Origin of the sequence: Pseudoalteromonas rubra, assembly GCF_000967655.1 — a bacterium.
GTDB lineage: Bacteria > Pseudomonadota > Gammaproteobacteria > Enterobacterales > Alteromonadaceae > Pseudoalteromonas > Pseudoalteromonas rubra_A.
The window spans coordinates 86,352-99,676 of the sequence record NZ_JXYA01000018.1 but is presented as its reverse complement, the minus strand read 5'-3'; the positions used below and the strand labels follow the sequence as shown (position 1 = coordinate 99,676).

Here is a 13,325-nt window from a genome sequence, read left to right as displayed (position 1 = left end):
TCTTTTGGTTTTACAGTGCCTGCGCTGGTTTATCGTTTTAGGAACGCAAGGGCATGATGATCAATCGCGTATTACTGGTTTTATTCTCTTTTATTTCTCTGATCCCGACATTAACTCTGGCAAAGCAAACTGCAAATAAGCAGCTTGCTGAGCAAAGTGTGGTGATGATCTCGCTCGATGGCTTTCGCTGGGATTATATCGAAAAGCACAAGGCAAAAAACCTGGCTTCAATCGCTGCACAGGGGGTTCGAGCCGAGTATCTGGAGCCTGTTTACCCAACCAAAACTTTTCCCAATCACCTTTCTATTATCACCGGATTGCTGCCGTCCAATCATGGTATTGTTGGCAATCATTTTTGCGACAGCGCGCGCGATCAGTGCTATAGAATGGGCCGCGGTCAGGACGACAGCTCCTGGCTTAAAGGGATCCCGCTTTGGAACTTAGCTGAAATGCAAGGCTTAAAAGCCGCAACCTATTTCTGGCCCGAATCGGATGCCCGCATTAATGGCATGACACCTAGCTACTTTTATCATTACTCAAAGCACAGTGACTACCAGCAACGCATTGACCAGATAGTGCAGTGGCTGAAGCTGCCAGCGCAAACGCGCCCTCGTTTTGTTGCCGGGTATTTTTCACTGGTGGATACCATGGGACACGACTTTGGCCCGGATGCACAGCAAACCTATCAGGCGGTGCAAAAGGTAGACAAGCTGATTGGTCAGCTTGCGAGACGCATTCAGCGCGAGGTTGAACAGGATGTGAACCTGATCATAGTGTCGGATCACGGCATGGCGCAGCTCGACCCGGAGCAGCGTTTGCAGCTGTCTGACTTAGGGGGCGACCTCGGCGATTTTATCGTTAAAAACAGCGGTACTCAGGTTTGGTTGTACAAAAAGCCAAAGGCAACGTTAGACCTCGATGAGGTGCGTGCTCAGCTGATGCGCAATGCCCGTGGTCGCTACGACATTACCAGTGAAGCAACCTTGAAAAGCCGTGGCGTTACCATCGATTCAACGACTGCCGACATAGTGATTGAAACGCAGGCGCCGCGCTATTTTGCCTATGATGATAAAGATAAGCACTACGGCACTCATGGCTTTGCAGTTACACCCGATATGCACGCCACCTTTGTCGCTGTGGGTCCTGCGTTTAAACAGGGCGTAGAAATTGGTCCGGTGAAGAATCTGGATATTTACCCGGTCGTGGCGCAGATCCTGGGTCTTGAATTACTGTCTGATATAGACGGCACGGGCGCGTCTTTATTACCGGCGCTTCGACATTAATGAGTGCATAGGTAGATTTGAATGGGACAGTGGTTTAGTGATGTAGGCCTGGGATTTGCAGGGCGGATGGCACAGTGAACTCAAATGAACGATTGGTTTTCTGAATTATTCCTGAGTTACTCACAAGATAGTCACAAAATCTGTGGGTAATAACTAAATGTTTAAAAGAAACAATGGTTTAATAGTTATTTTTACTGTGCGTGAACGGTCACATAATGAGCGCATTGCCCACAAAAAAGGCTGCCCGGGGCAGCCTTTCCACTGTGCTCTTAAAGCTTACAGCGACAGATTATTTAAAATCTCGTCGTCTACGCCATTTGGCAGTGTCACTTTAAGCTTAGGCGTGCGAGCCATTTCGCGTTTAATTGCAAAGTTGGCTTCTTCGTTGCGAGCCCAGCTGCGACGTGCAATACCATTGTTCACATCGAACAACAGCATAGACTTAAGACGACGCTCAGCATCGCTGCTGCCATCCAGCACCATACCAAAACCGCCGTTGATCACTTCACCCCAGCCAACGCCACCGCCGTTGTGGATAGACACCCAGGTTGCACCACGGAAGCTGTCACCAATCACGTTGTGAATGGCCATATCCGCCGTAAAGCGGCTGCCATCATAGATGTTTGAGGTTTCGCGGAACGGTGAATCTGTACCACTTACATCGTGGTGGTCACGGCCCAGTACTACAGGGCCAATGTCGCCCCGTGCAATTGCATCGTTAAAGGCTTTGGCAATTTCCATACGACCTTGTGCATCGGCATACAGAATACGCGCCTGTGAGCCCACCACCAGTTTGTTTTGCTTGGCATCTTTGATCCAGGTGATGTTGTCCTGCATCTGCTGCTGAATTTCTGCCGGAGACTCTGCCATGATCTTGTTCAGTACCTCTGCCGCGATAGCGTCAGTTTTATCCAGATCGGCCGGGTCGCCAGAAGCACACACCCAGCGGAATGGGCCAAAGCCGTAGTCAAAGCACATAGGGCCAAGAATATCCTGCACGTAAGACGGATATTTAAAGTCGATGCCGTTTTCAGCCATGACATCGCCGCCGGCACGGGATGACTCTAACAAGAAGGCATTACCGTAATCGAAGAAATAAGTGCCACGGGCAGTGTGCTTGTTCACCGCATCGGCATGGCGCTTCAGCGTAGCCTGCACTTTTTCTTTGAAGACCTCAGGCTCTTCGCGGATCAGTCGGTTAGACTCTTCAAAACTGATATCGACCGGGTAGTAACCGCCTGACCAGGGGTTATGCAGCGACGTTTGATCTGAGCCCAGGTGAATGAAAATATCCTGCTCATAAAAGGTTTCCCAGACATCGACAATGTTGCCGATGTAGGCAATTGATACCACTTCTTCGTTCGCCTGCGCGGTTTTAACGCGCGCAACCAGCTCATCCATGTTGTCGATCAGTTCATCTACCCAGCCTTGCTGGTGACGCTTAGTGGCAGCAGCAGGGTTTACCTCGGCACAGACTGTAATACAGTTAGCGATGTTGCCCGCTTTAGGTTGTGCGCCACTCATGCCGCCAAGACCGGCGGTCAGGAAGATCTTGCCTTTCGGGCTGTCGCCTTGTTCAAGGACTTTACGGAAGGCATTCATGACGGTGATGGTGGTGCCATGAACAATGCCCTGCGGACCAATGTACATGAAAGAACCCGCCGTCATCTGGCCGTACTGAGTCACGCCCAGTGCATTGAACTTTTCCCAGTCATCAGGCTGTGAGTAATTCGGGATCATCATACCATTGGTGACAACAACGCGCGGCGCGTCTTCGCTTGACGGGAACAAGCCCATCGGGTGACCAGAATAAATGTGTAGAGTCTGGTCACTTTCTATTTCGCTCAGGTACTTCATGGCCAGCAGATACTGTGCCCAGTTCTGGAATACCGCGCCGTTACCGCCGTAAGTGATCAACTCCTCTGGATGCTGGGCAACTGCCGGATCCAGGTTGTTGTCGATCATCAGCATGATGGCTGCGGCTTGCTGACACTTAGCAGGATAATCGCTGACAGAACGCGCTTTAAGGTCATAGTTAGGCTTAAAGCGGTACATGTAAATACGGCCGAAGTTTTTCAGCTCTTCGGCGAACTCAGCCGCCAGCTCCTGATGCCATTCTTTCGGGAAATAGCGCAGGGCGTTACGCAGCGCCAGTTGCTTTTCGTCGGCTGATAAAATGTCTTTACGCTTGGGGGCGCGGTTGGCACCAGCCGGGTAAGGCTTAGGCGCTGGCAACTCGCTGGGGATCCCTTGCTTAATTTGGTCCTGAAAACTCAGTGTGGTGGTCATTGTTATTTTCCCCTTAGTTAACCGTAAATGCTTGTGACTTAACCAATGCTACCATGTGATCAATGTCGGGTTTAAGCAGTCTGTCTTCTTCAAGTTTGGCGACTTTGCTGCGGATCAGCGCAAAGTTCTCTTCAATCAGGTCTGAGCAAGTGTTAGGACGTCTGAACTCAATGGCCTGAGCGGCATACATCAGCTCAATGGCAAAGATTTTTTCCAGGTTGCCCAGGATCTGGTTCAGTTTACGACCCGAGATACTGCCCATAGACACGTGGTCTTCCTGGCCCATAGAGGTGGGCACGCTGTCTGCCGACGGCGGGAAGCACAGTGATTTGTTCTCAGTGACCAAAGCTGCGGTGGTGTACTGCGGGATCATCATGCCCGAGTTCAGACCGCCAGAAGTGGTCAATAAGCGCGGCAGGCCGTGCAGACCTTCCAGCAGCAAATAGCAGCGGCGGTCTGAAATGTTACCCAGTTCAGCTGCGGCGATTGAGGCGTAATCCAGTACCATGGCCAAAGGCTGACCGTGGAAGCTGCCACCCGAGATGGCTTCTTCGCTGCTGATCACAATCGGGTTGTCGGTCACTGAGTTCATTTCAATCTCAGCCAGCTCTTTAAGGTGGTTGTAGGCGTTGCGAGACGCACCGTGCACCTGTGGAATGCAGCGCAGTGAATACGGGTCCTGTACGCGGTCGCACTCTTCGTGGTCGGCCATATTTTGTGAGTCTTTGAATAAACGGCGCATGCGCTTGGCCACTTCCAGGTTACCGGCAAAGGCGCGAATTTGGTGCAGCTCTTCACGGAACGGCGACTGGCTGCCCTGCATACCTTCGATACTCATGGCACCTGCCACGTCAGCTAAGTCCAGAAGATAGCGCATTTTGGTCAGCGCGGTGATGGCGTGTGAGAGAATAAACTGAGTGCCATTGATCAGCGCCAGACCTTCTTTGGCGTGCAGCTCCATTGGCTCCAGGCCATGTTCTTTTAGTGCTTCGGCCGCAGGTACGATTTTGTCGCCCTGCCAGAATTCACCTTCGCCAAGCAGTGGCAGGAATAAGTGAGACAGTGGCGCAAGGTCACCTGATGCACCCACTGAGCCTTGCTCCGGCACCACTGGGATAAGGTCCAGCTCAATAAACTTCAGCATACGCTCCACGGTTTCCAGGCGAATACCTGAAAAACCCTGACTCAGCGCATGGACTTTGGTGATCAACATCAGCTTAGAAATGGGCTTAGCGATTGGCTCGCCAACCCCAACAGCATGAGTGATAAGCAGGTTTTTTTGCAGCAGATTGGTCTCTTCTGGTGAGATTTGCGTGTCGCACAGCGGACCAAAGCCGGTGTTAATACCGTACACAGCCTTATCTGAGGCGGCCATCACTTCCACGTTACTACGGCTGGCGTTGATTTTATCCAGTGCTTCCTGACACAGTTCGGCTTTAATGCTGCCGTCGGCAATGCCGTTGACTGTGTCCAGGTCCAGACGATCGATACCATATCTAAACGTCATTTTATTCTCCTAAATATCATCTTGTTACATGCAGATGGTGTTTTTATCCCGCAATCCTAACTTGCTGTGGTAGTTTTATAAATGCATAATTATCGTAATTCATTCCGGTATTTTCGAACTAAAAGTATCGAACTAAAAGTGCCGAACTAAAAGAGGTAAATAGGCGTGCAGGTACAAGACGTTGATTTAAGACTACTGAGGATCTTTGTCGCTATTGTGGAGTGTGGCGGACTGTCGGCTGCGGAGTCGCGCCTGAACATCGGCCGTTCGACCATTAGTTCGCACCTGTCGGATCTCGAAGTACGGCTGGGCCTGAAATTATGCAAACGTGGGCGCAGCGGCTTTGAGCTGACCGAGCCGGGTAGGGTGACCTATCAGGCATCTTTAGAGCTGTTACAGCAATGCGAAGCCTTTGCCAGTACTGTAGCCAGTTCTAAAAACGAACTCTCTGGGCGGGTGACCATTGCCACCATAGATACTATGGTCAGCGATCCCCGCTGTGGCGTGGCGCGGGCCATTTCGGCGCTCAAGGCGCGCGGTGGCAATATTCAGTTTGATATCCAGGTATGTGAAGCCCGTGAAGTCGAAACTTCCGTAGTGAACGGCCGCTCTCTGGTGGGGCTGGGCGTGAGCCGCCATCAGCTACGCGGCCTGGACTATTATCCGCTGCATAACGAATACAACTATTTATATTGCGCGCAGGGTCACCCTTTGTTTGAACTGCTGGAAGATGATATGGCCGAAAGCGACAGTGCAAAGCTAGAGGCCTTACTGGCCGAGGCCGAAGTGATCACCAGTAACTACCTGCGCGATAAAGAAGTACGCAACGATGGCCTTAACTACCAAAACAGCGCCATCGCTTATCACGATGAAGGCATTGCCCACTTAATATTGTCTGGTGAGTTTATTGGTTACCTGCCCGAGCACTATGCCAGCTACTGGGTCGATAAAGGCATATTCAGAGCCATACAAGCAGAAAAATACGCCTATCAGATCCCGGTGATGCTGATCACGTCAAAAAGCAATAGCGCCTCACCATTGGCTGAGGCGCTGATAGAAGAAATAAAGCGGGTGCATGTAGGTGATGACCAAAAGCTAATTGGATAGGTGAGGCTCTTGGGCATTTTTGGTAGAGATAATCATCATGGATAGTAAGAGGCCACTGTTAAGTGCCCAAGCTATATAAACCAAAGCCTCATAGCTATCATAAATTATCGTAATGCTTCTTAGCCCTAGTAAATGACGGGCTAGATGCTCGATTAAAGCCAAAAAGGCAATCACACCTGAGTATAAAAATAGCCAATGAAATAATCCATCAAAATTAGTGAGTTTAATTTTTTTAGAATTTGAAATCATTCTTGATATTTGTACTCTGAATATCAGAATGAAGAAAGTCATGATACTAAATAAAACTTGTGTTCCAAAAATTAATGCACCTTGATACTTTCTGTTCTCATCAGTAACCTCTAAACTCAGTAGCCCTGAAATAAAAACAATATACTCAGCTAAGGTCATTAATAGAATGAACAGGGTAATATGTGAAGAGTTCACGTCCTTTGTATATGTGTTGTATATATAGCAAACCAAGAGAAATATCAAGTAGAGAGGTGCGACAGTATTGTTGTCCCAAAGGTAGATGTAGAAAAAAGCTATCGTAACTATACTCAATAGTATTAAGTTTGAAAGCTTCATGCCCTATCCCTCATGATGTTTTTTCGAGGATGAATATTTGTACCTGAACTTGGCTATTGATGGCTTGTCTGGCTTAAATGCTCCAGCTGCCGATATGTTGGCACACTCTAATTTAGAGAGCTTATTACTTTCGATGAGATAGATTTTTTTATGGGGCGAATTATTTTTCTTGAAAGCACTTTTTTCAATTGAATTTTGGTTCTTGCGTTTTTCACCAAGTAATCGATATATAAATATTTTAACCATCTTCATTATTCATCATCCTTTATTTCAGAGGAGCTGGAGCTCAAATCGCCACCAACACTTTTAATCTGATTTAGCAAAGAGCGTGTATCTATTTTACAAAGCATCAGCCAGCGAAAAAGCTGTTTAGACTTTATGTCACTGACACCCTGCTCATAGTTACTGATTGTCTTACGGTCGCACTCTAACTTTTTTGCCATCAGTTCCTGGGATATGCCGGCGTTTTTCCTCATTGCCTTTAAATCATCGCCATCAATCACGTCCTTTTTTTCCTTTTTTTATTGGAATGCGGAGACTTTTCCACATTCGAATGAACATAATCTTAACAAGAAAGTCGCAATGTTAATACAAAAAGGGAACATGTCAAACTGACTTAAGTTAGAGATATCAATTTATTTCGTTGCAATCGCAACACTAACAGCCGTGCGGGACTGTAAGTTACACGATATTTCTTAACGTTAAAAAGGTCAACAGGGCGTTTACATTGAGAGCGGTTTTTCCAACAGATTAACTCGATGGATGTGCCTGAAACGCTGCTTTTCAGGTGTATCTGATAAAAACACGGTCAGCGCTTGTGCAGGCCAATATACAAGCGTGTAAAAGGATTAGGCTATGAAAAACGATGCATTTGCCAGAAAGCAGAGAATTAACAAGCTGATGGGACGTTTGCAGTGCAACCTGCGAAACTTACGACACAAAAACAAGCTCTCCCAGGCTCAGCTTGCCGCTAAGCTTAACGTGGATCAGTCTACCATTAGTAATTTTGAGTCGGGCCGCTCTGTGATGACCATAGAGCACGTATACGAATTATATTTGATGTTTGGTGAAGACTTTTCCTGCCCGGAAATCTTGTTTTCTGAGCAAAACAAGACCAAAAACAAGGATGAATGTTTTCAGGAATAAAGCCGTAAACCGGGCGAAGTACTCTGGTCTGGCCGCCTTATCATCGTAAGCGTCGCCTAAACCTCACCTAGCTACTGAATACGCTCGACTTATAAAGTACAGCTCTGATCTCAATTCGGAGCTGAACATGCCTAAACATAAAACCGCACAGCAGTGGCTGCAACTTATCGAACAACAGGAACTCAGTGGTTTGTCTGTCAGTGATTTCTGCTCGCAGCACAATCTCAGTACCAAGTCTTTTTATAATCGCTGAAGTAAGCTTCGTACTAAAGAACCACCTGAGTCATCTTTTATTCCCCCTGGCCAGTAGATAAGGTTTTTTTGTTACTCAGAGCTTGGCCCTTCTCCTTGCCTGTTAAGTTAGTCAGAGAAGCCAATTTAGTGAGAAATGTAAGTGGGCGTATCTTTTTCATTTTTCGTCATCCTTTAACTTTGACGCATCATAGCGGTTTAAACTGCCATGATGCGTCTGATTTTTTTGAGTAAAGAGTGTGTATCTATTTTGCATATGAAGCGTCTGGCTTTACCGCTTAAAAGCACCTGAGACGTGAGGATCATTAGGTTCATAAATACCGCAACCCGATACTAATTCCTCCTGGCCAGCTGATAAGGTTTTTTTGTTACTCAGAGCTTGGCCCTTCTCCTTGCCTGTTAAGTTAGTCAGAGAAGCCAATTTTTTGAGAAGTGTAAGTGGGCGTATCTTTTTCATTTTTCGTAATCCTTTAACTTTGACGCATCATAGCGGTTTAAACTGCTACTGAGCTGTCTGATTTTATTTAGTAAAGAGTGTGTATCTATTTTGCATATGAAGCGTCTGGCTTTACCGCTTAAAAGCACCTGAGACGCGAGGATCTGTAGGTTCATAAATACCGCAACCCGATACTAATCCCTCCTGGCCAGCTGATAAGGTTTTTTTGTTACTCAGAGCTTGGCCCTTCTCCTTGCTTGTTAAGTTAGTCAGAGAAGCCAATTTAGTTAGAAATGTAAGTGGGTGTATCTTTTTCATTTTTCGTCATCCTTTAACTTTGACACATCATAGCGGTTTGAACTGCTATGATGCGTCTGATTTCATTGAGTAAAGAGTGTGTATCTATTTTGCATATGAAGCGTCTGGCTTTACCGCTTAAAAGCACCTGAGACGTGAGGATCATTAGGTTCATAAACCCCGCTGGATCAGATTCGGCCTCGATGCTAAAAAACCAGACGCTTGTCTGGTTTTTAGGTTTATACCTTGTGCTGTTTAACGCACTGCCTTGTATTTAACGATGTGCGTTTGGCATAGAGAGAACGCACAACAAAGTAACACTCAGTGATTAAGGCTCAATGGTGGTGACGCACTGTTCAAAGTCGATGGTTTGGCAATAGCGTGAGCAGCGATCAGTTAATCTACCGCCGGCAACGGCCGGTGTTGCATCGTTAGGTAGTTGCTTGCGGCCTGCGCTTAAAGATTTAATGCTTTTTTTGTTTAAATTGAGTTTCATCGTATTTTCCTTAATATTTCAGTTTAACTTTTGTACCTCTCGTTTTCAAAATTAACATGTGGACATGGATTGTCAATACAGTTTGTTCCCTTTTTAAAGATCGACTGCTAAAAGCTTAGGTTTTTGATGTCCTCATCGCTGCTGTGTTCGTGCTGATATGTGCCCGCCAGCGCTGGTCAAGTTTAGCCGGAATTGCAAGCAGGCCCACAAAGCCGATGCAAATCAGTACATCCCAGTACCACTGGGCGGTGGTATATGCATGGCTCCAGGGCAGCAGAAAGTAAATCACCACGCAGTGAAAGGCGAAAACCGGCAGGGCATGCTGGCCGATAAATACCGGGTATCTCAGGGTAAAAAACCACGAAAAACGCCGCATCAGCAGCATGATTAAATACGCGCTCAGCAGCAAATTAAGCTGATAGAGCACGGAAGCGCTGCCGTGGCCCGCAAAATAGGGTTGCATCAGCTGTGGATAGCCATGTCTTATAACAAAAAAGCAGCCCACACCGCTTAGCAGCAAGATTCTCACCGCAGGTGTAAAGGTAAAAGTATGACCTTTATCAAACTTCAGATAACTGAGCATCACACCCAGATAAAAATAAATCTGCCACGCGAAGGGATCAAAATGGCTGACGTTCAAGGTAATATCGCTAAACACCCGACTAAATGGCGCTGCCAAAAACTTGGCAGTGACAAACTGGGCCAGCAGCCAGACTAGCAAGGAAGTGGCGACCACATACCAGGCTTTGCCACGCTTAAGCGCATGAATAGCAAAGGGCAAAAATGCCATAGGCACCAGGTAGAGGATCAGAATATCGTGAAAGCCAGGGTGTTCAAGCAGTAAGGCGGCAGACAAAACACTTTGGATAGGATTGCTAAACCAGTTGGCGGCATTAAAAAAATCAGACCACTGCGGGATATATAAAGGAAACAGCGCCACCAGCGAAAAGCAGATAACAATCGCGCTTAGATGAAACCCGTAAATGACCCAACAGCGCCGCCATATTTTGCGCTGCATTGATTTGCTATCACTGGCCAGACGTCCATACACCAGATAGGCCACAAACCCGGATAAAAACACAAATCCCTCGGCTGCCGACACAAACCCCAGCGGCGTGCGCGTAAACTGCGTGACAAAGCTACCAAACAGATGGTTACAGGCAATAATGATTAGCAACCAGCCTCTCAGGCCATCATAGGTTAAATCGCGGCTCATGTTCTCTCCATGTTAAATGTTCACGACTTGCCCTGCACTTTACCTGACGTTAGTCATTCTTCAGTGAACCTCACTGATTATCAAAACAAAAAAAGGCAAGTTGCGCAGATCCCGTATCAAGTTTGTCCCCTTTTCGATGCTGTTACTAATGAAATAAATTAATACATATAGCCCCTAACGGTGAGATGCGTCGTCAGAAGTGCGAGCGTTGCTTACGGTTTGTTACACAAAGGGAGTAGCTGTTTGTTCAGCGCTGTCAGCGGTTGTCGTGCAAACTCTAACTGAGAATGAGCCTGTAAACCTGCTTGTTTCAGTTTTGTGGTGTTTGCAATCGGTTTAAGTGACGGCAGAAAATGCCAACTAGTACACATTGCAGGACTTCTTGTACAGCTGTTAATGAGTGCTTGTTCTGCGCGACTGAAGTCATTATAAAGCGTGAAATACAGTGCTGAAATTAGGCTGGGCAATGCAGTCTCATCCTCTGTGAGCGTTTGCGCTACGGTTTCAAATTGAGTCAGGAACTCGATGCGCTCCTGTGTATTTTCGAATTCGAGCTGTGCGTGTGTGACGGCACTGGCAATGTCCAGAGTATCATTTTTGCTAAACGCCGAGCTGGCTGCCTGCATTAGTGCAAAGTTTTGCTGTGCTGAGTTGATGTCACCGGCGGCAAAATGAGCCAGTACATTTAGAAACAGGGGCTCGTACAGGCTATCGTTACCCAACACTTCGGTACGGTAACTGGAATACCAGCGCGGATATGCCGGGAGTTGGTGCTTGAACGCGTAATTAGAAAATACCACCCAGGGAATTCGCCAGTCTCTGTGATTGATTTTACTGAGGATCAGCAGCCATTGTTCACTTTGTGCAATATTGCCCAGCGCAGTATTTAATAAGGCAAGAGAACCTGCCAAATCATCATTGCACGACAAAGCGGCCTTCATGTCTGGTAGCAGAGAAAATGCGTCTTCGAACTGGCCCTGCATAATGTAATAGTTCAACAGAATATAATGACTGGCTGTTGATTGGTACTGACTGCTTAGCAACATCTGGCGGTGCGTCGGCAGTTCATTGTTACGGCCGCTTTCTATCAGCTCCATAAAGTAGAAAAACGTATTGTCTTCAAACTCAGGCGCCAGATTGAACACACGTTCAAAATGTTTAAGCGCACGCTGAGCCTCATCCAGTTCAAGGTGCATCAGTCCCTGAATGAAAGTGATAAACAGATCTTGCTCAAGGTTTTCTATTAGCTCAAATGCTATCTGAGGTGCACCTCGTTCGGCCAGGTAAAGGCTGGCAGTCAGTAATGCATAGTTGCTCTGATGATAACGAGAAAGTAAAAAGTTGATACCGGGTAAGAGGTGTTCATCACTGAGTGGCTCTTGCCGGTAAAAAGCTAACAGATTGTCAACAAACGCTTTTTTAGCTCTTTTTTGATGTTCATTAAGACTTTGCGTATCAATCTCAGCTTGCAGGCTTGTTCTCGCTTGCGCCAGCTTTGCACTATTTGATAAAGACACCAGCGCCCTCAGCACCTGGCTCGATGTGGCTAAAGTGGCAATGCCAGAGTTTCCTCTGCTTAATACTGGCTGCTGTAACTGACTGGCTAACTCTGAGAGCGTTTTTGACTCTTTAAATTCAGATACAGACCTGAGGTCGATATAACTCAGGCGGGCCGGGGAGCCCACAAATACCAAGGTTAGCATCTGGTTTTTCTCTGGTATGGATCTGAGCACCAGTTTCGCGCCATTACCATGCTGGTTTAATTGCGCAAACAAGTTCACAGCGCTTATGCTTACAACGTCTTTTACCTGTAACGTTTTGGCAATCTGTTGCACTATCCGGTCACTGTGTACTCCATTCTCTTTTGTGCCTGTATCGAAGTGAAATATTTTAATGAGTTGCTGATTGGAGTCTGCCGGGGAACGGCTAAGATAAGACCATACCAGGTAGGCGCAAAGTACAGCCAGTATCGCTACAAACAGGGTTGCCATGAAGCGCAGTGATGAGTTACGAGATCCTAGTGGTATATCGGGCGTACCTGGCAGCTGCTTTATCGGAGCAACCAGCTGGTAGCCAAATCGGGGGATGGTCTTTATGTATGCTTGTTCATCGGTGTCTTCCAGAGCCAGCCGTAAATTTCGAATAGTTTGATAGACCAGGTTGTCAGTCGTAAACTCAGTATTCCACACCTGTTCTTTGATGGTGGTAATAGAAACCACCTTGTCTGATTGTGAAATAAACAGTTGTAATAATCTACAAGCAGTCGGCGTCAGCTCGACACGTCTGTCACCGTGCAACAAACAAAACTGACGCTCATCTAATGTCCATTTACCTACTTTAAAACGCAATATTAATACCTCTTCAGAGCAAGATGATTTACTTACACACTGTGCTGAGCGGTCGATTTTCAAATTCCATAGTAACAACAATTACTGACTAAAACGGTACGACCTCTTTGATGTAATAAGTGACCGGTATAACGCAAAATCAACTTCATCGACTTACATAAATGCAACTTTTTCATTACTCCTGCTGAGACAAAATCTAGCTATGTGATGATCGTTTAGGTGTTTTCTTAGCGACCAAATGGAACAAGGGATAAAAAATATAGCAATTAAAATCATTGCATTATCACTACTCTTGGTGAGTTTTTAAGATGGATTAAGAACTAATGAGAGTTATTCACTTAGCCGATTGAAGCGGCATTGTTA

General features: G+C 46.6%; 13 protein-coding genes. 4 read left to right on the top strand and 9 right to left on the bottom strand.

Annotated elements, in window-relative coordinates; genetic code table 11:
• Positions 1-56: 56 nt before the first annotated feature.
• The gene (locus TW77_RS09265) at positions 57-1,283 is read left to right on the top strand and encodes an ectonucleotide pyrophosphatase/phosphodiesterase (RefSeq protein WP_046004714.1); all 1,227 of its coding nucleotides are present in this window, start codon (positions 57-59) and stop codon (positions 1,281-1,283) included.
• A gap of 276 nt (positions 1,284-1,559) precedes the next feature.
• Here TW77_RS09265 and TW77_RS09260 read toward each other — a convergent pair whose 3' ends face one another.
• The gene (locus TW77_RS09260) at positions 1,560-3,572 is read right to left on the bottom strand and encodes a urocanate hydratase (RefSeq protein WP_046004692.1); all 2,013 of its coding nucleotides are present in this window, start codon (positions 3,570-3,572) and stop codon (positions 1,560-1,562) included.
• Between the two features lie 13 nt (positions 3,573-3,585).
• On the bottom strand, positions 3,586-5,079 hold the full coding sequence (gene hutH, locus TW77_RS09255) for a histidine ammonia-lyase (protein WP_046004691.1): 1,494 nt from the start codon (positions 5,077-5,079) through the stop codon (positions 3,586-3,588).
• A 165-nt stretch (positions 5,080-5,244) separates the two neighbouring features.
• On the opposite strand from hutH, the gene TW77_RS09250 reads away from it, so the two are divergent.
• Positions 5,245-6,186 (top strand): LysR family transcriptional regulator, encoded by a 942-nt coding sequence (locus TW77_RS09250; protein ID WP_046004690.1) that lies wholly within the window; start codon positions 5,245-5,247, stop codon positions 6,184-6,186.
• On the opposite strand, the gene TW77_RS09245 is transcribed toward TW77_RS09250, so the two are convergent.
• From TW77_RS09245 to TW77_RS09235, 3 genes are all read right to left on the bottom strand, one after another.
• A complete protein-coding gene (locus tag TW77_RS09245) occupies positions 6,175-6,630 on the bottom strand; it encodes a hypothetical protein (protein WP_240479476.1) in 456 nt (151 codons plus the stop codon). The genes TW77_RS09250 and TW77_RS09245 overlap by 12 nt on opposite strands.
• 144 nt (positions 6,631-6,774) lie before the next feature.
• On the bottom strand, positions 6,775-7,023 hold the full coding sequence (locus tag TW77_RS09240; protein ID WP_046004688.1) for a hypothetical protein: 249 nt from the start codon (positions 7,021-7,023) through the stop codon (positions 6,775-6,777).
• The gene (locus tag TW77_RS09235) at positions 7,023-7,274 is read right to left on the bottom strand and encodes a helix-turn-helix domain-containing protein (protein WP_046004687.1); all 252 of its coding nucleotides are present in this window, start codon (positions 7,272-7,274) and stop codon (positions 7,023-7,025) included. Before TW77_RS09235 ends, TW77_RS09240 begins: the two co-directional genes overlap by 1 nt.
• 352 nt (positions 7,275-7,626) lie before the next feature.
• Between TW77_RS09235 and TW77_RS09230 the strand changes: the two genes are divergently transcribed.
• Both TW77_RS09230 and tnpA read left to right on the top strand, forming a co-directional pair.
• Positions 7,627-7,917, top strand: coding sequence for a helix-turn-helix domain-containing protein (locus tag TW77_RS09230; RefSeq protein ID WP_046004686.1), 291 nt, complete (start codon positions 7,627-7,629; stop codon positions 7,915-7,917).
• A gap of 127 nt (positions 7,918-8,044) precedes the next feature.
• On the top strand, positions 8,045-8,170 hold the full coding sequence (gene tnpA, locus TW77_RS25780) for an IS66 family insertion sequence element accessory protein TnpA (RefSeq protein ID WP_240479475.1): 126 nt from the start codon (positions 8,045-8,047) through the stop codon (positions 8,168-8,170).
• Between the two features lie 270 nt (positions 8,171-8,440).
• Here the strand turns inward: tnpA and TW77_RS09225 are convergent, their stop codons facing one another.
• From TW77_RS09225 to TW77_RS09210, 4 genes are all read right to left on the bottom strand, one after another.
• A complete protein-coding gene (locus TW77_RS09225) occupies positions 8,441-8,626 on the bottom strand; it encodes a hypothetical protein (protein WP_046004685.1) in 186 nt (61 codons plus the stop codon).
• Between the two features lie 604 nt (positions 8,627-9,230).
• The gene (locus tag TW77_RS25135) at positions 9,231-9,398 is read right to left on the bottom strand and encodes a hypothetical protein (RefSeq protein WP_156158638.1); all 168 of its coding nucleotides are present in this window, start codon (positions 9,396-9,398) and stop codon (positions 9,231-9,233) included.
• A 115-nt stretch (positions 9,399-9,513) separates the two neighbouring features.
• Complete coding sequence (opgC, locus tag TW77_RS09215; RefSeq protein ID WP_046004684.1) at positions 9,514-10,614, bottom strand: OpgC domain-containing protein; 1,101 nt, start codon at positions 10,612-10,614, stop codon at positions 9,514-9,516.
• A 212-nt stretch (positions 10,615-10,826) separates the two neighbouring features.
• Positions 10,827-12,962, bottom strand: a complete 2,136-nt coding sequence (locus tag TW77_RS09210) for a winged helix-turn-helix domain-containing protein (RefSeq protein ID WP_046004683.1) — start codon at positions 12,960-12,962, stop codon at positions 10,827-10,829.
• Between the last annotated feature and the right edge of the window lie 363 nt (positions 12,963-13,325).

Coding starts and splice junctions, on each gene's coding strand:
- TW77_RS25135 (WP_156158638.1), bottom strand. CDS start 9,398: ATGAAACTCAATTTAAACAAAAAAAGCATTAAATCTTTAAGCGCAGGC.
- opgC (WP_046004684.1), bottom strand. CDS start 10,614: ATGAGCCGCGATTTAACCTATGATGGCCTGAGAGGCTGGTTGCTAATC.
- TW77_RS09225 (WP_046004685.1), bottom strand. CDS start 8,626: ATGAAAAAGATACGCCCACTTACACTTCTCAAAAAATTGGCTTCTCTG.
- TW77_RS09260 (WP_046004692.1), bottom strand. CDS start 3,572: ATGACCACCACACTGAGTTTTCAGGACCAAATTAAGCAAGGGATCCCC.
- TW77_RS09230 (WP_046004686.1), top strand. CDS start 7,627: ATGAAAAACGATGCATTTGCCAGAAAGCAGAGAATTAACAAGCTGATG.
- tnpA (WP_240479475.1), top strand. CDS start 8,045: ATGCCTAAACATAAAACCGCACAGCAGTGGCTGCAACTTATCGAACAA.
- TW77_RS09265 (WP_046004714.1), top strand. CDS start 57: ATGATCAATCGCGTATTACTGGTTTTATTCTCTTTTATTTCTCTGATC.
- hutH (WP_046004691.1), bottom strand. CDS start 5,079: ATGACGTTTAGATATGGTATCGATCGTCTGGACCTGGACACAGTCAAC.
- TW77_RS09240 (WP_046004688.1), bottom strand. CDS start 7,023: ATGAAGATGGTTAAAATATTTATATATCGATTACTTGGTGAAAAACGC.